Source organism: Embleya sp. NPDC025285, from assembly GCF_055558835.1.
Map to the genome: position 1 here is coordinate 14180 of NZ_JBVHLU010000103.1, position 22684 is coordinate 36863.

Here is a 22684-nt window from a genome sequence, read left to right on the forward strand (position 1 = left end):
GAGCCAAACGACCTGCCGAGATGCTTTCGTCCGCGGCGGGAAGCCGGGGGCGCACACGCGCCGGCTCAGGCCGCGTCGTAGATGCCCGGTTGGGCCGCGAACCAGTCGATGGTGCCCCGGAGTCCTTCGCGCCAATGCACATGCGGCTCCCAACCCAGTAGTTCACTGGCCAAGGTGATGTCGGGTCGGCGGGTGGTGGGATCGTCGACCGGGCGCTCGACGAACTCGACATCGGCGTCCGAGCCGGTGATATCCAGGATCCGGCGAGCCAGTTCCAACACGCTCATCTCGTCAGGATTGCCGATATTGACCGGACCCGAGTGTGCTGATGCCGCAAGGGCCAGCACTCCGGCCACGGTGTCGTCCACATGACAGATCGAGCGCGTTTGGGAGCCGTCCCCGTGCACACGGAGCGTTTCTCCGCGCAGTGCCGCACAGACGAACGCGGGAATCGCCCGGCCGTCGTTGGGGCGCATCCTGGGGCCATACGTGTTGAAGATCCGTACGATGGCTGCGTCCAACCCGCGCGAATGCCGGTAGGCCATCGTCAGTGCCTCCGAAAAGCGCTTGGCCTCGTCATAGACTCCTCGCGGGCCGATCGGGTTGACGTTGCCCCAGTAGTCCTCCGGCTGCGGATGCACCAGCGGGTCGCCGTAGACCTCCGACGTGGACGCCAGTACGAACCTGGCGTTCTTCTCGCCGGCCAAACCCAAGGCGTGCAAGGTACCCAGGCTGCCTACCTTGAGCGTGTGGATCGGGTATTCCAGATAGTCCAGTGGCGACGCGGGCGAAGCAAAGTGCAGCACGAGGTCGACATCGCCGGGCACGTGCACAAACTCGCTGACGTCGCAGCGAACCAGCCGAAAGCCGGGATCGGGAAGCAGGTGCGCGACATTGGCCGGTGCACCAGTGAGGAAGTTGTCCAGGCACACCACCTCCGCGCCGTCGTTCAATAGCCGCTCACATAGATGGGAGCCGAGGAAGCCGGCTCCTCCCGTGACGACCACGCGTCGAAACCGGCGCTCCGGCAGGTTCGCCTTCAGTGCGCCCGCCGGGTTCGCCGCGACGTGCGTGGGCGTTGTCGGTGCCCGGCCGGCGGAACCGGCGAAAACGGGGGCGGAAGCTGAGCCGGAAGCTCCATCGTCCCGGCTCGAATGTCGCCGAACTGCCTCGGGTGACATGGCAAATCCTTCGGATGCGGCACAGGGAACGGATCCCGATTACCCGCGCGACCCCGAGACAAACGATCCGCCACCCGGCCGGCGTGCGATCGCTCGCGTCGGGTAAGGGGGCGCGGAAGGAAGGCTTACGAAAAGTCGGACATCACCGCGGAGGTCGAGAAGGATGCCGGACAGCAGCGGGACTTTCACGCCATCGGCGGTGACGGTCGTCATCGCCACTCGTGACCGTCGCGAGGAGTTGTGCGCGACGTTGACCCGGCTGCTGGAGCTGCCGGAACGTCCGCCGGTGATTGTGGTCGACAACGCTTCCACGGACGGCACGGCGGAGGCGGTCAAAGCCCGGCATCCGGCCGTGCGGGTGATCCGCAGTGACAGCAACCTCGGGGCAGCGGGCCGCAATCTGGGGGTGGACGCCGCGCAAACCCGCTACGTCGCGTTCAGTGACGACGATTCGTGGTGGGCGCCCGGGTCGTTGGCCGAGGCCACGCGAGTACTTGACGCACACCCCAATACCGCCGTGCTGGCCGCACGCATCCTGGTGGGGTCCGACGAAGAGCCCGATCCGGTCACGGAATTGATGCGGGACAGTCCCTTGGGGCGACGCCCCAAGACACCCGGAGCAGCTGTGCTGGGCTTCCTCGCCTGCGGCGCCGTGGTCCGCCGTGCGGCGTTTCGCCGGGTGGGAGGCTTCGCTCGCTTTCTGGTCATCGGCGGCGAGGAGCAACTATTGGCATGGGATCTGGCGGCCTCCGGCCTGCACTTGGCCTACGTGCCCGGCATTGTCGCGCACCACCACCCTTCGCCTGTCCGCGATTCTCGCGAACGACGAACGAGGGTCGCCCGGAACGACGTGCTCGTACGACTCATGCGCCTGCCTCCTCGCCTGGCCTTGCCTGCGTGGTGGGCACTGGTTCGCACCGCCGCCTCCGACCCGGCGGCACGGCAGGCGGCCCTGGGCGTGCTCGCGGCCGTCCCGCTGGTGGTGCGCGAGCACCGGCGGTTGCCCCCACACGTCGTTCGGGAGATCACCTTGGTGGAAGCCGCCCGGAACTCCGCGACCCTGGAGAGCACCGATGCTGCAATCGGACCCGCGTGAACCCCACGGAATCGATGCCGCGACCGCGCGTTACACCGTCGTGATCATCACCCACAACCGGCGCGAGGAATTGCTGCGGACTCTCGCCACTCTGCACGACCTCCCGGACGTGGGCCCGGTCGTCGTGGTGGACAACGCCTCCCGCGACGGCACCGTTGAGACCCTCGACCGTTCGCATCCATGGGTTTCGGTGCTCCCTCTGCCACAAAATTTGGGCGCGGTGGGCCGAAACATCGCCATCCGCAACGTAGCCACGCCCTACGTCGCCTTTTGTGACGACGACGTCTGGTGGAGCCCCGGAGCCTTGTCTCGCGCGGCCGACCTTCTCGACGCCCACCCTCGCGTCGCTTCGGTGACGGGCCGGATCATCGTGCAGCCGCACGGCGAAGAGGACCCCATCGTCCCCGAGCTGCGCAACTCACCCGTGCCGGTTCCCGAGGGCGTCGACGTACCCGGACCGGTGCTGGGCAGCATTCTGGCCGGTGCGTCCATGGTGCGCGTCGATGCCTTCCGTGCCGTCGGCGGCTTCTCCGAGCGCCTACTGATCGGCGGTGAGGAAGAGTTGCTGTCGGCGGACCTGAGCGCCGCCGGATATGTCCTGTTGTACGCCGACGAGGTCGTGGTCCATCATCAAGCCTCCCGTCTGCGCGATCCCACGGCCCGGCGCCGCGCCGGCATTCGCAACACACTGTGGTTCACATGGTTGCGCCGCCCCGCCGGACGGGCCCTGGTGCGCACTGTGCGTCTACTGCGCAGTGTCCCTCGTGATCGGGTCTCCGCACTGGCTGTCCTGGACACCTGCCGGGGGTTGCCCGGAGTGCTGCGTGAGCGCCGGGTCCTGCCGGCCGCGGCCGAACGCGGACTGCGCACCTTGGAGAACGATCAACTCACGGGCCGCGCGCGCCGCTACGTGGGTTGACACGCCGGTCGACGCGTTCGGGCGGCGCATGGATGACGACGAGTCGGCCACGGCAGCGTCTTCAAGGTGTGTTTCAGACCCCGCCGCCCGGGCAGCGGGGTTGGGGTTCTCCACGGCGGAACCGGGGCCGCCTCGAAGCGAGGCGGGCCGCCGGCCCTCCGCCGCAGACATCGGCTGTTCCCACCAGGCGATGGCCATCGCGCGATCGCCGCTCACCCCCAAGGACTACCAGGATCATGGCTACACATTCCGACGACACAAGCCGGACTCCGACCGAACCGGTGAACCCGAGCAACGCCGTCCGTGCCGGCGGAACGCCCCCGGGCATGTCACCTCGCGACGTCGAACTGCGCAGCGAACTGGCTCGACACCTCGGCCGTGACGCCTTCCCGGCGGACCGCGACCTGCTTCTGGGCACGCTTCGCAACAACCACGCGTCCGACGACTTGGTGGAGCTGGTCATGGGGCTGCCCGACGGGGACGCCCGCTACGCGAATATGCAGGACGTCGCCCGAAGGCTGGGACTGGGTACCGAAGAGCATCGCACCTGACGCTGACTCGTCGAGGTTTGACGCCACTGGACCGAAGGTGGAACACGTGAACGCTGACGGCACGTCGTTCGAAGCTTCGGAAAGCGCGCCGGCCAGGTTCGTCATGGGACTGCGCTCCTATGAGAAGGGCGACGCCGAGCAGGCCGAGCGCTGCTGGAAGCCGATGGCGCAGGCGGGCGACCCCGACGCCATGACCGGGATGGCCCTGCTTCTGTACGATCGCGGCGATGCAGGCGGAGCCGATCGGTGGTGGCAGCGGGCAAACGAGGCCGATCACACGGAGGCTATGCTCGCCCTCGCGCGTGCACTCGAAAGTTTGGGCCGCGCGGACGAAGCCGTCCATTGGCGCGCTCGAGCGTCCGGATCCGATGGTTCAAACCGTCCGTAGGTTGGTCCGAACGCTCGATCGGGATCTCTCCGGCATCGACCCGAAACAACCCTGGCCGCGTATGTGCGACACGACCGCGCGCCGACGTCAGGGGTTCGACGTCGGATTTCCGTTACCAATGCGACCACCGATGTTGGCCGGCCCGGCGCCGTCGCCGGGCCGGCCAACATCCGGTACATGCGCACCTCCGGCGGAACACGTTCACACGCCGGGGGCGAAGCGGGGTCAGTCGAAGATTGCCTTGCTCACCTCGTTGGGTCCGTCGAAGGACGTGTCCGGCAGATCGCGAAGACGGTCCACCAACGTGTCATCTGCTCCGTTGCTCGCCGCCAGTTCCACCAACGCGTCTCGGTCGCATGGATACTCGGCGCCCTTGAGGGCCTTCTGCAGGTCGATGGGGCTGGACTCGGTCATGGCGTACGCCTCCACTATTTCGATGCCATCGAGGTCATGCCTCCGCTCGACCGCACACGGGGCTGTCGTCGACGGGTCATCGACTTCGACATCCCACAGGCGATCGCCGGGGCCTCGCATCCATTGCCCGACAGCGCCCGTCCCATTCATGTCGATTCGGGCCCGTCGAGAGACGCTCGCGAACCCGCGGGATCTCAAGCCCGGTCAGGAGGTGCGGATACCGGTGAGCCACCAAGTCGTGAGCCCGTTCCGCCCGCGTACTCCGTGGCGCGCTCATGGCAGCCTTTGAACGCCCGGGTTGCTCGCGGCGAAGGCCGCCTTCGGCGCAAACCGGCCGCATGTGTGCGGACCGATCGCTCGGGTAGCGGGTGGGGACGGCGCGCCCCCGGCGCCTGCGGTACGAACGAGAGGCGAGCCATGGGACACGGCGGGAACATCATCGAGGAACTCATGGTCGATCACCGCGAGGTCGAGGCGCTCTTCGCGCGAATCGAGACCCTGCCCGTCGGAGACCGGCGACGCCGCGAAACCGCTGACGAATTGACCATGGAGTTGGTTCGCCACTCGGTCGCTGAGGAGTTGCACCTGTATCCCGCTGTACGCGAACACGTCGATGGCGGAGACGAGATCGCGGACGAGGAGATCGCCGACCACGCCGAGGTGGAGAAACTGCTCAAGGAGTTGGAAGGGCGTGACGCCGAGGATCCACGCTTCGATGACTTGGTCGCCCGTCTCCGGCTCGCGGTAAGCGAGCACGTCCGTGACGAGGAAGGGCGTCTGTTCCCCTTGCTCGTCGCCGCGTGCACGGCCGAGGCGCTCGACACGCTCGGCGACAAGGTCCGCGCGGCGAAGAAGACGGCGCCGACCCGCCCACACCCATCCGCGCCCGACACGCCGCCCGCCAACAGGATCCTCGCCCCGGGAGCAGGATTGGTGGACCGGGCTCGCGATCTGCTCTCCGGCCGTGGCAGGCATTGAGTCCCATGGTGTGCGCCGGGGACCGTGAGGAGAGCCTGGAAGCCGACTCTCCTTCACGGCCCCGGGAGCCGTAGGGGTCGTCCGGGTTGCTCTCGCGGGACGGTGCCTCGTCGATCGCGAAGCGGTGCGCCACGCGCGTGGTGCACGCTCTTCGAGACGAGTCCTTCGACGGGTGCCGTCGGGCAGCGGAGCGCCGCCACGACGACGCATCAGGTCATCGCTTTGGTCGCCTCGACCCAGCAGGTGGTAGCCGAAGTGGTTGAACGGTGGCACGTCGCCCAGGAAGCGCTCCATCCTCGTCACGAAGCCGGCGATCGCCGTGTCCGCATGTGCTCGTCGGCCAGCCAGGCACGGTCGGCGAATTGCCTCGCATCCGGGTCACCGTCCTGCCGACCGTGGTGAACGACGCCCCAGGCCGCCCTACTCCGGCGGCGGGCCGAGGGGGTGTGCTTCGAGGGCCCGGGCCACGCCGACAAGGTTGGCCGCCATCGCGCGGCCCGTCTTGTGCGCCCATTCGTGGCCCTGGTCGTCTTCGACGTAATCGGGGCCGGGGCCGGGGCCCAGGTGCCAGTACGTCCACGCCTGGCCGGGGATCGTGTAACCGATGTCGCCGAGGGCACCGGTGATTTCGCTGATCACGTGGTGAGCGCCGTCCTCGTTGCCCGTGACCACGACACCCGCGACTCGGTTGTAGGCGACCGGACGGCCCTCGTCGTCCGTTTCCGCGATCATGGCGTCCATGCGCTCCAACACCCGCTGGGCAACCGAGGACGGCCGGCCCAACCAGGTCGGGGACGCGACGACCAGGATCCGCGCGGAACGTACCTTCTCGTACACGGACGGCCAATCGTCTCCCGAGCCCATGTCCACTTCGACACCCGGCTTGAGATCGAGATCGACCGCTCGGACCTCCTCGACGTCCACGCCGCGCTGCCGCAGGGCGTCCATGACGACCGCCGCGAGGGCATGAGTGTTGGACTCCTGGGGGGACGGCTTCAGGGTGCAGTTGATGAAGAGTGCGCGCATGGAGTCGCTGCTACCCACACCGTCGATCGCCATGTCCCAGTCCGCTGGACAGCGCGAGGGAACGGCTCCGCGAAAACGCCCCTTCGCGACGGCCTCTACCGCGACCTGCTCACCCCGCGTCAGATCGATGCGCAATCATCGGCCGTCGGGACGATCGACGCGATCAACTCGCGGGCAACGATGTGCAGTTTGACGTTGCGTGCCTGGGAGGCGCGCGACAGGATCCCGAACGCACGATCGGCGTCGACTCCGTGCATGGCCATGAGCAGCCCCTTGGCTTGGTCGATGACCGCTCGCGAGGCCATCGCGCGTCGCAAGTGCTCCGCCCGGTCTCGCGCTTCGCGCTCGCGCTCGGCATGCGCCACCGAGCGCGATACGGCCGCCGCGGTCGCCCGTAGCAGGGCCTCTTGCATCGGGCGCAGCCCGAGGGGCTTTGATCCGTAGACGGTCAAGGCCGCGCGGCGCCCCTCGGCCAAGGTCATCGCCAACGCCAGGCACGAACGAACCCCTTCCGCCTGGGCAGACGCGGCGAAAGCGGGCCACCGCTTGCGCAGCAGCGCGAGATCCGCGCGCAGCACGGCGTCCTCGGCGATCACGGCCACCCCGGGCCCCTGCTCGAAAGCACACTGCCGTCTGTCCAAGCTCGCACTCACCCGCGTGGTGGACGCCACCACCTCCAGGGCACCGCCGGCATCACGGGCGATCACGCCCACACCGGCGGCGTCCGCCACCGCACCCGACAGTGTCACGACCAACCGTGCCGGATCACATGCCGGTTCGGGTTCGTCCAGCACGGAAGCGACGTAGTCCAACGCTGTCACCACTCCGTGCTCGGCATCGGGCGACGCGTTCTGGTCGACGCGCACTCTGATCACCTCTCGCGTTGCCGCGCCCCTCGCGCGCGTTCGTTGCAACAAGTCCCGTCCGCCGGTGCCGCGGTGCGCGAAGGCGTGGCACTCGCATCCGCGTGCAGGCGTCTTCGATCGTAATCCGCCCACCGGGACCGACCCCGACAGCATCGGGGCGACAACCCCGCCCACCAGCGTGACCTCCCTGCGTATGAACCGTGTTCACGCCTGTGCGTCTTATGCAACCACTCTCCACCGGCCATGAGCCACCCGCCCTGCCCGACATCCCAACGCGTCAATGACACGCCGCACCGATGCCCCCGCAGCGCCGCTTGCACTCGACGAACCCCGCGCCGGCACCGGACGTGAGGCCATTGGAAGACTTCCGCTGGTCCATCGGACGCACTTCCTGCCCCCGCAAGGAGTGAAGCAAGCGATTGCGTGGCAGTAATGGGACGCGGGTCAAGCAGGCGGCCCCTTTTCCGATGCCGAATGCCCTTCGGCAACGAGGGAGGCCGCAATGTCGTCGCCAGCCGGGCACCCCCGTCTTTCGTGTCCCCCGTCGGCGCACGCTGACTCTTCCTCCCCGGCGAGCCGGCTCTCACGGGCACCGGTGTCTTCGACGTGTTTCGCGCCGTCGCCTGCGCCGTGCGCCCACCGCTACTCGACGACACCTCGCCGCAGTGCACGGGCGCGGACGTGGCCGAGTCGCATGCGCTGGATCCATGGTGCCCGCAGTCCTTCTGCCGGCATGGGTCGCGGTGAAGATCCGACCCGCCGACCACTCCGCTTTCGGAGGGTTCGGCACAGTCCCGTTGAACGCCGCCTTTTCGGGAGCTTTTCATGTCCGATGTCCTTCCCCCGTCCCCCGGCCCTGACCATCCGGACCCGCGCGTGAACCGCAGGGCACACCCCGAGGTCCAGAACGTGTCCGAACGCACGGATCGGCTGCTGGTCGCATTGGCCGATCTGACGCCCGGCAGCCGAGAGCACACGCGCCTGCGGGACGAAATCGTCGAACTCAACCTCAACCTGGTCGCCTACGTCTGCCGGCCCTACCGAAGGCGCGCGGACCTGCGGGAGGACATGTACCAGGCCGCCGCCCTGGGACTGGTCAAGGCCGTGAATGGATTTCGCCCCGAATACGGCAAGGCTTTCCTCGCCTATGCCATGCCGACCATGCGCGGCGAGGTCAAGCGCTTCTTCCGCGACTTCGTGTGGAGCGTGGGTGTCGCCAGAGCCGACCAGGAACTCTTCCTGGCGGCGCTGCGCCGACGTGACTCCATGATCCAAGAGTTGGGACGCGAGGCTACGGACGAGGAACTCGCTCAGGAGATGGGCACGACCGCCTCGCATGTACAGGCCACGCTCGCGCTTTCCCACGCCCAGCGGCCCGCCTCACTGGATCGGCCCATGGGCGCGGACGACGAGGGCGGCAGCCCATACGACATCCAGGGCATCGAGGACAGGCAACTGGCGCTGGTGGACGACATCGTCAGTCTGAGCAGCGCAATTCCTCATCTCGGCGACCGGGACCGACGCATTCTCAAGATGCGCTTCTGGGACGACCTGACCCAAACTCAGATCGCCGAGCGGTTGGGTCTTTCCCAGATGCACGTCTCCCGCCTGCTCACGCGCACGTTTGCCAGCTTGCGCCAGAGCATGCAAACCGGCTGATCGATAGGCCAAGAGCGCCGCGCCGGCGGGACGGGCGGGCGGCCGAACGAGATGGTGACCCATGTCGGCATTGAATGGGCTGTTCGGCGGTGTGCGCGTCTTCGTATACCCCTCTTCGTATACCCCCAAGTCGCGTCTACCGTGATCGGTCGGCGCCGTCCAGCATGCGCAGCACCGCGCGCTCCATCGGCCCGCGGGTGGCCAGGTCGCCGAAATCCGTCCCGTCGCCGAGCCGGGTGAGTGTGCCGGCGACGGTGATGCCGCGTTCGTAGCAGTCGAACACTCGCGGGTCGATGTACGAGGCGCGCGCCACGGCGGGGGTGTTGCCCAGATAGTCGGCCACTTCCCGGATCACCCTGGTGCGTGCGCGGCGCCGTGCGGTGGGCGAGTCCGCGACCGCCCCGGAGACCGCCAGGCCCACGGCGGCCAGCACGGTGGCGTGCCACGTCCGGAAGTCCTTTGTGGTGAAGTCGCCGCGGGCGCGCTCACGGATGTACGCGTTGACGTCGTCGGCACGAACGAAGCACAGGCGACGATCCTGAGCCCGGTAGCGGAACAGCGGACCGTCGTCGGTCGCGGTTCTGCGCAGCGCCACCACCACGGGCTTGACCTGGTCGTCCACCAGCACCCGCGTGTATGTTCGTCCACTTTTGGCGGGAAAGGTGAATCGAAGCTGTCCGTTCTTGACCCGGACGTGCTCGCGACGCAGCGTGGTCAGTCCACAACTACCGTTGGCGCGCACGTACTGTTCGCTGCCGGAACGGAAGAAGCCCAGATCCACGAGGTGGAAACAGGCGGCGAGGACTCGCTCGCGGCCCAGGCCCGGTTGAGCCAGGTCCTGTTCCACCCTGGTGCGGGCGCGCGGCAGGTGGCGGCCCAAGTCGGCGGCGCGCTCGTGCTTGGCCGCGTCCCGGCGGGCCCGCCACAGTTCGTGGTAGACGTATTGTCGCCGCCCGGCCGCGTCCGTGCCCACCGCCTGGATGTGGCCGTCCGGGCGTGCGCAGATCCAGACGTCGGTCCAAGCCGGCGGCAAGACCAAGGCGCGTATACGGTCAAGGACGGCGGGATCGGTCACGGCTGAGCCGTCGGCGTCGTGATAGCCGAAACCGCGCCCGCGACGGCGCCGAGTCAGGCCGGGGTCGGTCGGATTCACGTACTTGAGCCGGGAGGCCGGTCCGGTACTCGTACCCACGTCTGGCCCTTCGCGTTTGTCGGGAGTCCGCAGGCCCCGTGCCTGCCCCAGTGCCGTGCGAGCAAAGATCGCTTGCCCTCCTCCGGCGCAGTCATGCGCAGCACACGGCTCCTCGCGCGGGTCGGCGGACCGCGCGGCGGATACGAAGGGCTCACCACACCCGACAGATCGTACGGAAGGCGAGACCATGGAACGCGTTCTTCGGGGAGGATTCGCCCCGCCAGGCCTGCGAGCGGGGTACAAAAGACGAACACGACGGCGCCGCCTCCCGACGGCGAAGCCGTCCCGTTCCCCACAGGGAGGGTGATGGAGCAACCCCGCGGCATGCCGGCTCCCGAGGAGCCCATCGTCCCGCCGTCGCATCCGACCGCGTCCAGCGGACCTATCGCCTTGGACGGCGGTCCCGGGACCGCGGCCCGCGCACGTCGGGCGCTGCGCGCATTCATGGATCCGCAGGTGGGCGAACTCCGCGCGCTGGCCGCCACAGTGGAGTTGATCGTCAGCGAACTCGTCACCAACGCGGTACGACACGCACCAGGCCCGTGCGTCCTCGAAATCGACAACGTCGACGGCGAGGTGCGCGTGACGGTCCGCGACACCAGCCCTGAACACCCTGTTCGACGAGCGGGCGATGCGTACCGACCCAGCGGGCACGGCCTGGAACTCGTCCGGTCCCTCAGCACTCATCTCTTCGTCGTCGACCGCCACGACGGCAAGGCCGTCACCGCCCGCATCCGTTACTCCGACGAACTTCGGTGAGCGACCGATGCAAGGAGCCGGAAACATGCGGTCACAAGGACGCGGATGGGACCTGACCGCTCCGGCTCAGCGTCGGGCCCGTTGGGGCCTCCCACCCGATCGTCGAACGGACGCGGCGCGGCAGCGCGCGGTATGAACTCGGCGCTCGTCCGCGGTCAACCCGCCCCAGATTCCGTAGCGTTCGTCCGATTCCAGCGCCCAATCCAGGCACGCGCCGCGAACCGGGCAGCGCGCACACAGCGCACGTGCGACCGTGATCTTCTCCGGGCCTGAACGTCCCTGGTCGAGGGGGTGGAAAAGTTCCGGATCGGCGCTCGCGCACACCGCGTGATTCATCCATCCCGTGTGGGATCGCATGGTCGAAATCACCTCCTGCATCCCGGCTGCCCGGCAGAGCGGCGCCCACACGGGTGATTCCGGCCGAATAGGTACCGCGAACCGCGGTGATCCCCAGGGGGCGATACGGCATTCTGTGCATAACGGGCGAGGCGCGAAGCTCGCGGCACCGGCGACGGGCAGCGCGGCACCCACGGACAGCGAGAAGGCGCTTCGGGGAACCCCGATCGCCGTGCGGGAAGGCCATCGGAGCCGAGAACGGTGACCGGCCCGGGCCCGGCCCACCGCGACATGCGACGCGTAACTAGGGCATGGACATGGACCCACGGCCGGGACGGGCCTAGGGTGGAACGAATTCCGGGTCAAGCAGTCGGCCCTTCGGGAGCCCACCGGCGTGGGCGGACTCCGGAGGCGGCCATCACCGACATGCGATCCACATCTTCCCCGGATGCCAAACCGGGATGCGACCCGACCCCACTCCCATCGACGTCGCACCCCACCGACGTTCCTGGCAGCCTGCGGGCGACGATCACGGACTGCCCCGACCGGGTCCTGGTCTCGCTGACGGGCGAAATCGACGTCGACAACGCCGCGTGGCTCGTAGACCTGCTCACCGGCATCACAGCCGCAGACCGCGAAGTACATGTCGACCTCGGCGGAATCGACTTCTGCGACCACGCCGGTATTCGCGCCCTCGTTCGAGGCCGGCACCACGTCCTCACGGCGGGTGGAGCAATGCGCCTCCTACGTGTTGCCCCGATCGTGGCGCTCGCCCTGGAACTCAGTGGAACCGACGAACTGTTCGGACCCGCAGGGTGAACCGGCTTCTGACCCTTCCCTCCGGCCCGAGATCGGGAGGGGATGGCCCATCTTGTCGGAGTCGACGGGAAGGATGACCTCCTGCGCGGATCCAAGTGCCTTGTTTGGGACATTTTGGCTTGCATGGTCGAGCTGCCGTTCGACGACGAGACCGATTTCGAGAACGCCGACCGCGGATTTCTCCCGGCCCTGACGCCCGGGGGTGGTCAAGACCGCCGAGGGGCGGATGGTGTGGGACAACGACGCCTGCGCCGGCTCGATCTCCCACAACGTCAAGGCGATCTACCAGCGGTCCATGGGACCTCGCCCCCTGTTCGCCGAAGCCGCCCACGAAGCAATCCGACAGCGCCCGCGCCCCGCGTGCCGATGCCGCCGCCTCCGCCATCCACGAGCGCTGCGTCGGCGACTCGGCCACGGCCGTCCTCACCGGCGACGACCACGCCGGACGCGCCTACGACCTCAGTGGACCGGTTGACGCCCCGCTTTCGCCTGCACATGGTGGAAGAATGACCGACATCGCACGCCTTTATCGCTGTTGGATCTTCGACCTTTAGGAGGGCGACTTGGCCCTCGCCGAAAAGATTCTCGCCCCCGACGCGGTGGGCCACTGGCCCGCCTTCGACGCACACGGCCCCCGGGGCTTCGTCGAACAGGTGCGGCAGTCACACTCCTATTTCGGCTCCATCAAGAACACGCTCGACCTCGGCCCGCTTGTCAGCGGCGACAAGGTCTCCGCCCGATGGACCTTCCACGGCGAATACCGCGGCGGAATCCCCGGAGCCACGGTGACGCCGGGTACCGAAGTCGCCTTCGTCGGACACGACATCTTCCGGGTTTCCGGCGGCCGGCTCGCGGAGTACTGGGTGGTCTCCGACGGTCTCGGAATGTTGACCGCACTGGGCGCCCGGTGATGTACACGACCGCTTGTCCCCCGAGCTGCTCGCCGTGCTCGGCCACCGGGGAACACTCGCAGCAGCGGCTCACGCACCTGCCGGGCCGCGGCCCGGGTTTCCGGCTCCGCGGTCTCGGCGTAGCGGGCGTACCGGGCCCCGCCGGGCGAGGTCACGCGGCGTCAGATCCGTCGGGTCTTGTCCGGTGGTGACCACATAGGCGGCAATTTCGCGGAGTTTCACATTGAGATCCTGTGACGCTTGGGTCAGCAACTCGAAGGCTCTGCGCGCGTCGAGTTGGTAGCGGGCCATCAGGATGCCCGTCGCCTGCCCGATCTCCTGTCTGGTGTCGATGGCTCGGTGGAGGTTCTCCACCAGGTCGGCGTTGGCCAAGGCGATACTCGCGTACGAGGCGTAGATCTCGGCGACGTGTACGGCCGCGTCGTCGAACGCATCGGGAGCGTGGGCATGCAGGTTGAGCGCACCGACGTTCTCGGAACCAGTGGTCAGCCGGCAGGCGATCATGCTGTGAATACCCTCGGCCCGAGCTCGGGCCGCGAAACGTGGCCATCGCGGTTCGTCCCGTGCGTCCGCCAGGCGTAGCACGTACGTACCTTCCGCCATGGCCTGCAGACATGGTCCCTGGCCGAGCTCTTCCTGGGCACGGTCCAGACGCAGCACGATCGGGCTGGTGAACGCGGGACTGACCATGCCTTTTCGACTGACCATGGTCACGCCGGCATAGTCCGCGCCTTGGACCGCGATTCGCGCCAATTCGACGACCTTGACCAGGGTGGCCTCGATAGTGCGCTGTTCGTGCAGGGTGCGAGCGATGCGCTCGAACCTCGCCGCGATCTCCAGATCCGTGTGGTCTCGCATGTCCCTCGGCCGACCTTCCGCTCCGGACGTCCACTCCCGACGATGCACTACCCAGTGTCCGCCGAATCGCACCCGAAAGAAACGCCCACCCACGGGGCTCCCGTCGTCGCCCGGCGATCCGGCCAAGTGGGTTCCCCTGCCATCGCAGTCGGCCCGCGGGGACGTCACCCGGCTTCACGCCGACCGGGCCGCCTCGAGTTGGTGATTGGCGTCGCGAAACCCGGGTAGCGGGGTCGACGGAAATCGAACTCCCAGGAGGTGTCATGTCCACACAGGAGACCGGTCGGGTAACGGGGACCAAGGACAAGGACTACAACATCTTGTGGTTCACGGAAGCTTGCCTGAGCAACGCGCTGCGGCTGGAGACCTACATCGCGGACGCCGAACGCGAGGGCGACGCGGAACTCGCGGACTTCTTCCGTCGCGCGCAAGGCGAGAGCCGCAAGGGCGCGGAGCAGGCCAAGGCACTGCTGGCGAAGCGCCTCAACGCGTAGCACCCGCAGAACGATCGCGATACCGCACGAACGCAAGAGCGTCATCGAAGGCGCCGTCTCAGGACGGCGCCTTCGCGCAATTCTGCGGGCGGGTAGGCCACTTCCTCGCGGTCGGAGCCGGTGCCCATCCGAACGGCCGCTTTCCGCAGGTGTCAAGCGGCCGGCTCGTGGAAGGGATCCGGTAATGGGTCAAGCAGCGGCCCTCCGACACGCCGTCGGGAACCCCGACGACTGCCGCCAGAGGAGTGCCGTGCCTGCACATTTCTCCGCTGCCTCGAACAAGACCGAAGGTCCCGCCCGCGAAGAGGCATCCCGATCATCTCGGGCACAGCTGACCGACGAGTTGCTGCATCGTCTACACGTTCTCGGACCCGGGTCGCGCGAGCGCATCGCGCTGCGTGACGAGATCGTGACCCTCAATCTCAACCTGGTGGGCTACGTATGTCGGCCCTATCGGCGTCGTCCGGAGCTGAGCGAGGACATCCGTCAATGCGCCGCGATGGGTCTGGTGAAAGCAGTAGACGGCTACCGGCCCGGCAACGGCAACGGATTCCTCGCCTATGCCCTGCCGACCATGCGCGGCGAGGTCAAGCGGTACTTCCGTGACACCACCTGGGATCTGCATGTCATGCGGGCCGACAAGGAGCTCTATCTTCTGCTGGTTCGCACGCGTGACGACCTGACCGACCGCAACGGACGTACGCCCACCGAACAGGAACTCGCGGACGAGTTGGACCTGCCGGTGACCAAGATCCGGACCGGGTTCAATCTGAGTGCCGCCCAGCGAGTCGATTCTCTGGACCGGCCCCTCGGCGAGGGTGAACACAGCACCGGCCACGAGACGAAGGGCGTCGAGGATCCCGCCCTCGGGCTGGTAGAAGACCTCACCGCACTCCGCGACGCAATCCCGCGTCTGGACGACCGCGATCGTCGAATACTCAAGATGCGTTTCTGGGACGACCTGACCCAGGCCGAGATCGGCCGCATTCTGGGGCTGTCGCAAATGCACGTGTCCCGGCTGCTCAGCCGCGCGTATGCCATCCTGCGGCGCGACATGCGCGTGGTCTGACGCTGCCCGGGAAGCGAACCCATCACGAGCCACGGTCGGCCACGGTGCCGGGACTATCCCGGCACCGAGCCGCCGGTCGCGAGACGCGCCCGGAATGCGCGCGGTCACGTGCCAGGACTATTGCGACCCGCTACCGCCGGAGCCCGGCTCGGCGATCCGCCGATGCATCCTCGCCTTGACCCGATCGGGCAACACTTTCGCGGCGAGTCCCTGCGCCTTGGTTCCCGCGGAACCGGCGACCACCTTCTCCCGACCCCGGGTCATCGCTTCGAAAGCCTGTCGGGCCACCAGCGCCGGATCGTCCTTGTCCTGGCTGCCGACCTTGGTGCCCTCCATGTCCGCGCGCTGGAAGAACTCCGTCTCCGTAGGCCCGGGCATCACCGCCGTCACCGTCACTCCGGTATCGGCCAGCTCTTCACGCAGCGCCTCGGCAAAGGACAAGAGGAACGACTTCGACGCGTTGTACACCGCCTGGAAGGCACCCGGCACCGTCGCGGCGATCGACGAGGTGATCAGGATCGAGCCGCTGTCGCGCGCCGCCATGTCCCGAATCAGCCGTTTCGCCAGGTGCACCGTGGAGCGCACATTGAGATCGACGATCTCCAGATCATCGGCCAACTCGATGTCGACGAAGGCGCCCCCTCGACCGACTCCGGCGTTCAACGCGACCGCGCTCACCGGTCGGCCCGTGGCCACGATCGCGGCGTAGAGTTCCTGGACTCCGTCGTAATAGCGCAGATCCGCACGCACGCACTCGATCCGCGCGCCGGTGTCGGCCAGCCGGGTGGCGGCCGTCCGGATGGCCTCGTCCTCCGCGTTGATCAGGACATCGAAACCGTGGACGGCGAATTCTCGAGCCAGTTCGAAGCCGATGCCGCTGGACGCGCCTGTCACCACCGCCAAGGGGCGGCTGTCCGTGTTCTCGGTCATGGCACCCCGCTACCCGGGCTACAAAAATCATGTCCGGTTCAACAGGGCCGTAGCACATGCCGTGCGAGACAAGGCCGGCCTGTACGGATCTCAGACGTCCGGTGACGACGTCCCGGGTTCGTCACCGGCGCCGCCGATCGCGACACCATCGAGTCGGCGCTCTACCAGCGCGCGGGCCACGTCGGTGATCCCGCGTTCATTGCGGTCGGCGTAGCTGTGCAGTCGAAGGAAGGCCTCGTCCATGTCGAGATCCGCGGTTTCGGCGAGGATGCCTTTGGCGCGCTCGATGAGCGAGCGCTCCATCAGGGCCGTTGTGATGTGCGCGTCCACAAGCGCGACCGGCTCGTCGTCCTGGTACTGGACGATGCCCAGCATCGCCAGGTCGGCCAAGCTCTGCGCGCCGCGCAACACCGCGGGCGCCACGTGCCCGGGGTGGGCGTGGAAGACGTTCAGCGCGCCCACCGTGCGGCCCCGCAACCGCAGAGGCAACGCCTGGACCGAACGCACCCCCGTGTTCACCGCCGTCGGGGCGAAGACGGGCCAGCGGTCGCGCGCGGACTCCAGATCCGCTTCCTCCACGATGGCGCCGGTGCGGTAACACTCCACGCAGGGCCCCTCGTCGGCCGCGAGCTGACGCCGCTCCAGTCGACGGATCCGCTCGCTGCTGTAGGCCACATCGCGCAGCGCACCGCCGGCGTCGGCCACGACAATGCCCGAGCCGACCGCCCCGCACAGCACGGTGCACACGTCGGCGAGCCGGTGCAGGAGGTCGGCGAGATCGAAGTCGCCGACCAATGCCTCGGTCAGTCCGGCGAACGCCGCTCCGAACCGTGCTTCCTCGATCACGGACACCTCCACCTCCCAAGCTACGCCGTCCGAGACCCGCCCATGCCCCCTCATCGGTCGTCCCGGGGCAGTCTCAGCGAACGGTCGACCACGGCACGGGCGATGTCGCCGATCAATTGCTCGTTGGCGAAAGCATGAGCCCGCATACGTGCCAGCGCTTCCTCGGCCCCTACCTCCAACTGCGCCATGACCATTCCGATCGCTTGGTCCACCTCGACCTGGTCGTCGCCCGGAGCGGGTAGCCCCTGCGCATTTTCGAGATCCTGACCGGCGGCGCCCAAAGCCCCGAGAAGAACCAATGTGACCGCGTCGACCGCCACGCGCATCCGAGTGGCCAGCCCCTCGGCGGGATCGCCCGGCTCATCGCGATACAGGTCGAGCACGCCGAACGGGGCTCCGCCCAGCGCCAAGGGGAAGGCGAACATCGCGCGGAACTCGTCTGGGCCGCCGGTTCCGGCCTGAGCCGTGAAGACCGGCCACTCGTCGCCAGGCCGCCGCAAATCGGTGAGGACAACCGGCCGTCGATCCGCGAAGGCGGTCACGCACGGGCCCTGGCCGAGCGTGAACTGGAGTTCCTCCAGCCGGGCCACCCGTTCGTCGCTGGCCGCGACCGCGCCGCGCTGATCCGCTTTGAACATCATCGAAATCGCCGCCCCCGCAGCCGGCACAGCCTGAACACACGCAGTGCACAGTCGCTTCAACAACTCGGGGGAGCTGCCGTTCGCGGCGGCTGCCACCGTCTGCGCCACTCGCGCCAGATCGTTCATGCACCGCCCTCGTTCCGGCTGCTTTCCCCGCCGTGACCCTCCTCCTGACAGGGTCCCTCATTATGGCCGCTGCGGAGCCCGAACTCGCGCACGGTTCACCGGACTCGGCGTGCCGGAACACCTGCGGCTGCGGACCCGACCGTCACACCACGCAATCGCCCGGCGCGTGGACATGAGGCGTACTGCGCGTAACCGCCGTTCACGGCGCGAATGAGAATGATCTTTCTCGCAACGACCGGAGTGAAACGCCGATCTCGTGGAATCAAAGCGGCGCAGGGTCAAACAGCGGCCCCGTCGACCGCCGACTCCTCCAGCCGGCAGGGTCCGGAGGCGCGTCATGACCCTTTTCCCAGCCGAAGCGGATTCGCCGCTGTATACGGCTCCCCCTCGTCACGTAGTCCACGCGGCCCGGTTGCGTCGTCCAAACCTCGCCGCCGCTCGCGGCGACCGTACGCGCGCCGAGACGGGAGGCCCCACCAAGGCCGTGCGGCTCGCTCCACCGGCCACCAAGCCCTGCAGCGACCTTCCACCCGCGAGCCCACGGCGACCAACCCGCCGATCCGCCGTGACCGAGGAAATCGCCGCTCGCACCGAACGGCTGCTTGTCCAACTGGCGGTGCTCGCTCCCGGCACACCGGATCACAGCAGATTGCGCGAGGAAATCATCGAGGCGAATCTGAACCTGATCGGCTTCGTCTGCCGGCCCTACGGTCGCCGTCGGCCGGATCTGTACGAGGACATGCGCCAGGCGGCTGCGATCGGATTGGTCAAGGCCGTCGACCGATATCGTCCCGACCGGGGCAACGGCTTCATGGCGTACGCGATGCCGACCATGCGCGGCGAGGTCAAACGCTTCTTCCGTGACACCGCGTGGGAGATTCGCGTGGCCCGCTCCGACCAGGAGTTGTACCTCCGGTTGGTGCGCACACGAGACGAGATGACCGCTGTCTCCGGCCGTGAACCCACGGATGAGGAAGTCGCACGGCGTCTGGGTATCACTCCCGACGAGGTGCGCGCCGGTCTTGCCGTGGCCGACGCGCAACGCGTCCGGTCCCTGGACCGGCCGCTGGACACCATCGGTCAGGCCACCCCGTACGATCTCCACGGCCACGAAGATCCGGCCTTGGACCTCGTCGAGGATCTGCTGAGTTTGCGACGGGTCATCCCGCGCCTGGACGACCGCGAGCGCCGCATTCTGAAGATGCGGTTCTGGGACGACATGACCCAGGCGGAGATCGGCCGACGTCTGGGACTGTCCCAGATGCACATCTCCCGGTTGATCACGCGAGCCTGCGACACATTGCGTCAAGGCATGTACGCCACGGAGGATGCGCCCCTGCCTCCGGTGCCCGAACGCGGGAAACGGGCCGCTCCATGCCGCCCCCGCAGCGCGGCCGTTGCGCTCCACGCCCGTTGATCCGTCCGTCGTGAATTCGAGGACGCGGGGCGACAGCTCAGGAAGTACCGGGCTCGTTCCAGCGGCGTGCCGCGCGTTCGCCCAGGCGGCGAACCAGCCGTATTCGCGCGAACGGCGCCCCGTGAAGCGCGCGGCCGGTGGGAGCCGGTGCGCATGAGTCCGGGCACCGCCGTGGTCACGCTCACCCCCGAACCCGCGAGCTCGCCGCGCAGTCCCTCGGAGAATCCCGTTGCGGCGAACTTCGCGCTGTCGTAGGGCAGCAGGTGTGGTGCCGCGATCCGGCCGCCGATGGAGGTCACGTTGATCACCCTCCCCTCGCCGCGCTCGCGCATGCCCGGCACCACCGCGAGAGTCAGCCGCACCGCGCCCAGGAACATGATGTCGATCGCCCGGCGGAAGGTGTCGATATCCAACGAGTCGAGGGGCCCACCGTGATGATCCCGGCGTTGTCGACAAGGATCTCCACGGGCCCGTGCCGCTTGGTCACCTCCGCGACCAGCGTGTCGATGCTGTGCTCGTCGCTCAGGTCACACTGCTCCCAGGACACCGGGCGCCCGATGTCGCGGCGGGTCAGCGCCGAGGCGCGGGCAAGCTCCTCCTCGTCGCGGGCGCAGATCGTCACTCGTGCCCCCAGTCGGGTCAACTCGCGCGCGATGAGCAGGCCCAAGCCGCGCGAGCCGCCGGTGACGAGTGCGACCCGTCCGTCCACGTCCGCCCGCGATCGCGAACGCAGGCGCCCTTGCGGCCGGCGTGCGTGGTGTCGGTCATGGCGTTCCCCTTCCCCGGCGGCAGCCGTAGCGTGTGGGCTCCGTTGGAGTTCGTCCCCGAGGCAACTCCCGACACCGATGCCCACGCAGACACGCGGCAATCACATCAACACCGGGGGCCGGCGTCCGAGCGTGCTCAGGCGGCTCGGCGCGATGCTGCCACGCCGGCAGCGGCCAACAGCGCCGCCGCCGCCGTCAGGAGGCGACGGTGCCGGGATAGCCACGGTTGCGGCGCGAGACGGCCGGCCTGCTCGTCGAAGTCGCCGTGTGCGCCGCGATCGTGGCCGCCGGGGCTGCCGTCGTCGTCCAGCGGCCGGTAGAGGTTGCCGTCGTGGTCGGGATCACCGGGTCGCGACGTCTGCTGGGATGTGTAGCCGGTGCGGGCGAGGCAGCGGTCCAGCAGGGCGGGGGCGACGCGGTTGCCGACGATGGTGGCGACCGTGGAGGCACCGACCCAGAACTCCTTGCGGTCGGGATGATCCGCGGCGAACACGATCGCCCGGGCGGGGATTTCGGGCTGGTAGATGGGCGGGACGGGTTGTGGCCTACGGGGCAGGCGGGACCGCACCCAGGTGAACTGGGGGGTGTTGACGGCGGGCATCTGCACGAGCGTGATGCGTACGTTGCTCTTGTCGTGCAGCAGTTCGGTGCGCAGCGAACCGGTGAAGCCGTTGACGGCGTGTTTGGCGCCACAATAGGCCGACTGCAGCGGGATGGGCCGTTCCCCCAGTGCCGAGCCGACCTGGACGATGGTCCCGGCGTCGCGTGGGCGCATGCGCGACAGCGCGGCCCGGGTGCCGTTGACGAATCCCAGATAGGTGACGGCGGTGGCCCGTTCGTACTCCTCGGCGGTGATCTCCGCGAATGGGGCGAAGATCGAGGCGAAGGCGGCGTTCACCCACACGGCGATCGGGCCCAACACGTCCTCGATGCGATCCGCAGCGGTCTCCACCTGCGCGTGGTCGGCGACGTCCGTGGGCAGCACGAGGGCATGGCCGCCCGCGGCCTCCACCTCGCGGGCGGCGGCGTGCAGACCGGCCCGCCCCCGCGCGATCAGCGCCAGGCTGTCTCCTCGGGCGGCGAACAGGCGCGCGGCGGCGCGGCCGATACCGGCACTCGCTCCGGTGACGACGACGATGCGGGTCATGATCGATTCCCTTCCGAAGGCCAAGGCCGGCTCAGGCGGGCGGCGGATTCCAACAGCAGGGCGTGCACGAAGGCCTGCGGCAGGTTGCCGCGCAGTTGCCGCTGGGTGATGTCGTACTCCTCGGTGAACAGTCCGGGCGGCCCGCATGAGGCTCGGTTGCGTTCGAACCAACGATGCGCCTCGGCCTCGTGGCCCTGCTGGTGCTCGGCGAGCGCCATCGCGAACCCGCAGAGCAGGAAAGCCCCTTCAGCCTCGGCCGGCGGGCGCGCGTCGTGTCGGAAGCGGTATGCGTAGTGGTCGTCGGTCAGTTCGGCCCGGTAGGCGTTCAACGTCGCCACCGTGCGCGGATCGTCGCCCGCGAGCGCACCGCGCAGCGGCGGAAGCAGCAGGGCCGCATCCGACGCCCCGTCGTGCGAGGAGCGTTTCCAGCTGCCGTCGGGGTTCAGCTGGTGCGAACTCGTGTGCTGCACGATCGCCTCGGCCAAAGCGCGCCAGGTGGGTGGGTCCGGGAGATGTGCGGCCATCGCCCGCAATCCCGCCGCGCAGATCAGCCGGCTGTGCGTCCACGCGCGCGGTTCCAGCTCCCAGATGCCGGCGTCGGCCTCGAAACGGCGGCGGGCGATCGCCTCGGCCGCGATCCGGGCGGCCGCGTGGGTGTCGGGGTCGAGGCGGTCGCGGGCGGCGGCCTCGGCGAACAACAGCAGCGCCTCGCCGAACACGTCGAGTTGGAACTGCCGGTTGACCCGGTTGCCGATCCGGTCGAATCCGCCGGGATAGCCAGGGAGGTCCACGCATCGCTGGTCCGGGATCGGTCCGCCCCCGGCCGTGTACGCGGGACGCAGGTGCGGCCCGTGTTCGTGCAGGCGCCCGGCGACGAAGCGCACCGCGTCGTCGAGCAGCGGGTGCGCCCCCGCCGCGGCCACCGTCCGGCCTGCGTAGCACTGGTCCCGGATCCATACGTACCGGTAGTCGTAGTCGCGGCCCTGCTCGGCGCGTTCGGGCAGGCTCGTGGTGGCGGCGGCGACCATGCCGCCGGTCGAGGCGGTCAGTCCGCGCAGCACCGCGTGCGCGTGGCGGGCGTCGCGGGGCGCGAGGGTGACGTCCAGGCGGGGCACCGCCTCGCTCCAGGCTCGGCGGGTACGCGTCCAGGCCCGTTCGGGGTCCACCGTCGCGGATCGGGCGCGGTCGCCGATCTCCAGCACTAGTAGTACTTCGTTAGCTCTGTTGATCTCACTGGCCGGTTTCCGGCATGCTGGTGGGTGTGAACCTGGGGGAGATCGAGGAACTGCGGTCC

General features: G+C 68.5%; 25 protein-coding genes and 1 pseudogene. 12 read left to right on the plus strand and 14 right to left on the minus strand.

The window, feature by feature from the left end; translation table 11 throughout:
• Nucleotides 1-65: 65 nt before the first annotated feature.
• A complete protein-coding gene (locus ACZ4FV_RS42225; protein ID WP_465326061.1) occupies nt 66-1181 on the minus strand; it encodes a UDP-glucuronic acid decarboxylase family protein in 1116 nt (371 codons plus the stop codon).
• A 163-nt stretch (nt 1182-1344) separates the two neighbouring features.
• Between ACZ4FV_RS42225 and ACZ4FV_RS42230 the strand changes: the two genes are divergently transcribed.
• From ACZ4FV_RS42230 to ACZ4FV_RS42245, 4 genes are all read left to right on the plus strand, one after another.
• Complete coding sequence (locus ACZ4FV_RS42230; protein WP_465326063.1) at nt 1345-2277, plus strand: glycosyltransferase family 2 protein; 933 nt, start codon at nt 1345-1347, stop codon at nt 2275-2277.
• On the plus strand, nt 2255-3196 hold the full coding sequence (locus ACZ4FV_RS42235) for a glycosyltransferase family 2 protein (RefSeq protein WP_465326065.1): 942 nt from the start codon (nt 2255-2257) through the stop codon (nt 3194-3196). Before ACZ4FV_RS42230 ends, ACZ4FV_RS42235 begins: the two co-directional genes overlap by 23 nt.
• A 326-nt stretch (nt 3197-3522) precedes the next feature.
• Nucleotides 3523-3747: a DUF2795 domain-containing protein gene (locus ACZ4FV_RS42240; RefSeq protein WP_465326067.1), complete on the plus strand. Its 225-nt coding sequence runs from the start codon at nt 3523-3525 to the stop codon at nt 3745-3747.
• A gap of 46 nt (nt 3748-3793) precedes the next feature.
• Complete coding sequence (locus tag ACZ4FV_RS42245; protein WP_465326069.1) at nt 3794-4135, plus strand: tetratricopeptide repeat protein; 342 nt, start codon at nt 3794-3796, stop codon at nt 4133-4135.
• A gap of 225 nt (nt 4136-4360) precedes the next feature.
• Here the strand turns inward: ACZ4FV_RS42245 and ACZ4FV_RS42250 are convergent, their stop codons facing one another.
• Entirely contained in the window at nt 4361-4549 is a 189-nt protein-coding gene (locus tag ACZ4FV_RS42250) for a DUF2795 domain-containing protein (protein ID WP_465326071.1), read from the minus strand.
• A gap of 417 nt (nt 4550-4966) precedes the next feature.
• Between ACZ4FV_RS42250 and ACZ4FV_RS42255 the strand changes: the two genes are divergently transcribed.
• Entirely contained in the window at nt 4967-5527 is a 561-nt protein-coding gene (locus ACZ4FV_RS42255; RefSeq protein ID WP_465326073.1) for a hemerythrin domain-containing protein, read from the plus strand.
• Nucleotides 5528-5947: 420 nt separating this feature from the next.
• On the opposite strand, the gene ACZ4FV_RS42260 is transcribed toward ACZ4FV_RS42255, so the two are convergent.
• Together ACZ4FV_RS42260 and ACZ4FV_RS42265 are read right to left on the minus strand one after the other, a co-directional pair.
• Nucleotides 5948-6553 carry a flavodoxin family protein gene (locus tag ACZ4FV_RS42260; RefSeq protein ID WP_465326075.1) on the minus strand — a complete coding sequence of 202 codons (606 nt, stop codon included), beginning with the start codon at nt 6551-6553 and terminating at the stop codon, nt 5948-5950.
• A gap of 119 nt (nt 6554-6672) precedes the next feature.
• Nucleotides 6673-7419, minus strand: a complete 747-nt coding sequence (locus ACZ4FV_RS42265) for an ANTAR domain-containing response regulator (RefSeq protein ID WP_465326077.1) — start codon at nt 7417-7419, stop codon at nt 6673-6675.
• Nucleotides 7420-8244: 825 nt separating this feature from the next.
• On the opposite strand from ACZ4FV_RS42265, the gene ACZ4FV_RS42270 reads away from it, so the two are divergent.
• On the plus strand, nt 8245-9078 hold the full coding sequence (locus ACZ4FV_RS42270) for a sigma-70 family RNA polymerase sigma factor (protein ID WP_465326080.1): 834 nt from the start codon (nt 8245-8247) through the stop codon (nt 9076-9078).
• 136 nt (nt 9079-9214) lie between these two features.
• On the opposite strand, the gene ACZ4FV_RS42275 is transcribed toward ACZ4FV_RS42270, so the two are convergent.
• Entirely contained in the window at nt 9215-10270 is a 1056-nt protein-coding gene (locus ACZ4FV_RS42275; protein ID WP_465326082.1) for a DNA topoisomerase IB, read from the minus strand.
• A 306-nt stretch (nt 10271-10576) separates the two neighbouring features.
• On the opposite strand from ACZ4FV_RS42275, the gene ACZ4FV_RS42280 reads away from it, so the two are divergent.
• On the plus strand, nt 10577-11029 hold the full coding sequence (locus ACZ4FV_RS42280) for an ATP-binding protein (protein WP_465326084.1): 453 nt from the start codon (nt 10577-10579) through the stop codon (nt 11027-11029).
• Between the two features lie 66 nt (nt 11030-11095).
• Here ACZ4FV_RS42280 and ACZ4FV_RS42285 read toward each other — a convergent pair whose 3' ends face one another.
• A complete protein-coding gene (locus tag ACZ4FV_RS42285) occupies nt 11096-11407 on the minus strand; it encodes a WhiB family transcriptional regulator (RefSeq protein WP_465326086.1) in 312 nt (103 codons plus the stop codon).
• A 384-nt stretch (nt 11408-11791) separates the two neighbouring features.
• Between ACZ4FV_RS42285 and ACZ4FV_RS42290 the strand changes: the two genes are divergently transcribed.
• Nucleotides 11792-12184 carry an STAS domain-containing protein gene (locus ACZ4FV_RS42290; protein WP_465326088.1) on the plus strand — a complete coding sequence of 131 codons (393 nt, stop codon included), beginning with the start codon at nt 11792-11794 and terminating at the stop codon, nt 12182-12184.
• On the opposite strand, the gene ACZ4FV_RS42295 is transcribed toward ACZ4FV_RS42290, so the two are convergent.
• Complete coding sequence (locus ACZ4FV_RS42295) at nt 12110-12460, minus strand: hypothetical protein (protein ID WP_465326109.1); 351 nt, start codon at nt 12458-12460, stop codon at nt 12110-12112. The genes ACZ4FV_RS42290 and ACZ4FV_RS42295 overlap by 75 nt on opposite strands.
• 287 nt (nt 12461-12747) lie before the next feature.
• Here ACZ4FV_RS42295 and ACZ4FV_RS42300 point away from each other — a divergent pair, with 287 nt between their 5' ends.
• Nucleotides 12748-13095 (plus strand): ester cyclase, encoded by a 348-nt coding sequence (locus tag ACZ4FV_RS42300; protein WP_465326090.1) that lies wholly within the window; start codon nt 12748-12750, stop codon nt 13093-13095.
• 69 nt (nt 13096-13164) lie between these two features.
• Here ACZ4FV_RS42300 and ACZ4FV_RS42305 read toward each other — a convergent pair whose 3' ends face one another.
• A complete protein-coding gene (locus ACZ4FV_RS42305) occupies nt 13165-13953 on the minus strand; it encodes a GAF and ANTAR domain-containing protein (RefSeq protein ID WP_465326092.1) in 789 nt (262 codons plus the stop codon).
• A 263-nt stretch (nt 13954-14216) separates the two neighbouring features.
• Here ACZ4FV_RS42305 and ACZ4FV_RS42310 point away from each other — a divergent pair, with 263 nt between their 5' ends.
• Both ACZ4FV_RS42310 and ACZ4FV_RS42315 read left to right on the plus strand, forming a co-directional pair.
• The gene (locus ACZ4FV_RS42310) at nt 14217-14447 is read left to right on the plus strand and encodes a hypothetical protein (RefSeq protein WP_465326094.1); all 231 of its coding nucleotides are present in this window, start codon (nt 14217-14219) and stop codon (nt 14445-14447) included.
• A 250-nt stretch (nt 14448-14697) separates the two neighbouring features.
• A complete protein-coding gene (locus ACZ4FV_RS42315) occupies nt 14698-15516 on the plus strand; it encodes a sigma-70 family RNA polymerase sigma factor (RefSeq protein ID WP_465326096.1) in 819 nt (272 codons plus the stop codon).
• A gap of 117 nt (nt 15517-15633) precedes the next feature.
• Here ACZ4FV_RS42315 and ACZ4FV_RS42320 read toward each other — a convergent pair whose 3' ends face one another.
• The 3 genes from ACZ4FV_RS42320 to ACZ4FV_RS42330 all read right to left on the minus strand — a co-directional run bounded on the left by ACZ4FV_RS42320 (nt 15634) and on the right by ACZ4FV_RS42330 (nt 18059).
• Entirely contained in the window at nt 15634-16446 is an 813-nt protein-coding gene (locus ACZ4FV_RS42320) for an SDR family NAD(P)-dependent oxidoreductase (RefSeq protein ID WP_465326097.1), read from the minus strand.
• A 90-nt stretch (nt 16447-16536) separates the two neighbouring features.
• On the minus strand, nt 16537-17292 hold the full coding sequence (locus tag ACZ4FV_RS42325) for a GAF and ANTAR domain-containing protein (RefSeq protein ID WP_465326099.1): 756 nt from the start codon (nt 17290-17292) through the stop codon (nt 16537-16539).
• A 50-nt stretch (nt 17293-17342) separates the two neighbouring features.
• Nucleotides 17343-18059 carry a GAF and ANTAR domain-containing protein gene (locus ACZ4FV_RS42330; protein WP_465326101.1) on the minus strand — a complete coding sequence of 239 codons (717 nt, stop codon included), beginning with the start codon at nt 18057-18059 and terminating at the stop codon, nt 17343-17345.
• A gap of 565 nt (nt 18060-18624) precedes the next feature.
• On the opposite strand from ACZ4FV_RS42330, the gene ACZ4FV_RS42335 reads away from it, so the two are divergent.
• Complete coding sequence (locus ACZ4FV_RS42335) at nt 18625-19476, plus strand: sigma-70 family RNA polymerase sigma factor (protein ID WP_465326103.1); 852 nt, start codon at nt 18625-18627, stop codon at nt 19474-19476.
• Here ACZ4FV_RS42335 and ACZ4FV_RS42340 read toward each other — a convergent pair.
• The 3 genes and pseudogenes from ACZ4FV_RS42340 to ACZ4FV_RS42350 all read right to left on the minus strand — a co-directional run bounded on the left by ACZ4FV_RS42340 (nt 19365) and on the right by ACZ4FV_RS42350 (nt 22592).
• Nucleotides 19365-20329 (minus strand): annotated as a pseudogene (locus ACZ4FV_RS42340) (SDR family NAD(P)-dependent oxidoreductase). The gene ACZ4FV_RS42335 and the pseudogene ACZ4FV_RS42340 sit on opposite strands and share 112 nt — an antisense overlap.
• A 50-nt stretch (nt 20330-20379) precedes the next feature.
• Entirely contained in the window at nt 20380-21390 is a 1011-nt protein-coding gene (locus ACZ4FV_RS42345) for an SDR family oxidoreductase (protein ID WP_465326105.1), read from the minus strand.
• A complete protein-coding gene (locus ACZ4FV_RS42350) occupies nt 21387-22592 on the minus strand; it encodes a glycoside hydrolase family 15 protein (protein WP_465326107.1) in 1206 nt (401 codons plus the stop codon). The genes ACZ4FV_RS42345 and ACZ4FV_RS42350 overlap by 4 nt, the downstream gene beginning before the upstream one ends.
• Nucleotides 22593-22684 lie beyond the last annotated feature (92 nt).

Coding starts and splice junctions, on each gene's coding strand:
- ACZ4FV_RS42225 (WP_465326061.1), bottom strand. CDS start 1,181: ATGTCACCCGAGGCAGTTCGGCGACATTCGAGCCGGGACGATGGAGCT.
- ACZ4FV_RS42230 (WP_465326063.1), top strand. CDS start 1,345: ATGCCGGACAGCAGCGGGACTTTCACGCCATCGGCGGTGACGGTCGTC.
- ACZ4FV_RS42235 (WP_465326065.1), top strand. CDS start 2,255: ATGCTGCAATCGGACCCGCGTGAACCCCACGGAATCGATGCCGCGACC.
- ACZ4FV_RS42240 (WP_465326067.1), top strand. CDS start 3,523: ATGTCACCTCGCGACGTCGAACTGCGCAGCGAACTGGCTCGACACCTC.
- ACZ4FV_RS42250 (WP_465326071.1), bottom strand. CDS start 4,549: ATGACCGAGTCCAGCCCCATCGACCTGCAGAAGGCCCTCAAGGGCGCC.
- ACZ4FV_RS42255 (WP_465326073.1), top strand. CDS start 4,967: ATGGGACACGGCGGGAACATCATCGAGGAACTCATGGTCGATCACCGC.
- ACZ4FV_RS42260 (WP_465326075.1), bottom strand. CDS start 6,553: ATGCGCGCACTCTTCATCAACTGCACCCTGAAGCCGTCCCCCCAGGAG.
- ACZ4FV_RS42270 (WP_465326080.1), top strand. CDS start 8,245: ATGTCCGATGTCCTTCCCCCGTCCCCCGGCCCTGACCATCCGGACCCG.
- ACZ4FV_RS42280 (WP_465326084.1), top strand. CDS start 10,577: ATGGAGCAACCCCGCGGCATGCCGGCTCCCGAGGAGCCCATCGTCCCG.
- ACZ4FV_RS42285 (WP_465326086.1), bottom strand. CDS start 11,407: ATGCAGGAGGTGATTTCGACCATGCGATCCCACACGGGATGGATGAAT.
- ACZ4FV_RS42290 (WP_465326088.1), top strand. CDS start 11,792: ATGCGATCCACATCTTCCCCGGATGCCAAACCGGGATGCGACCCGACC.
- ACZ4FV_RS42305 (WP_465326092.1), bottom strand. CDS start 13,953: ATGCGAGACCACACGGATCTGGAGATCGCGGCGAGGTTCGAGCGCATC.
- ACZ4FV_RS42310 (WP_465326094.1), top strand. CDS start 14,217: ATGTCCACACAGGAGACCGGTCGGGTAACGGGGACCAAGGACAAGGAC.
- ACZ4FV_RS42320 (WP_465326097.1), bottom strand. CDS start 16,446: ATGACCGAGAACACGGACAGCCGCCCCTTGGCGGTGGTGACAGGCGCG.
- ACZ4FV_RS42330 (WP_465326101.1), bottom strand. CDS start 18,059: ATGAACGATCTGGCGCGAGTGGCGCAGACGGTGGCAGCCGCCGCGAAC.
- ACZ4FV_RS42345 (WP_465326105.1), bottom strand. CDS start 21,390: ATGACCCGCATCGTCGTCGTCACCGGAGCGAGTGCCGGTATCGGCCGC.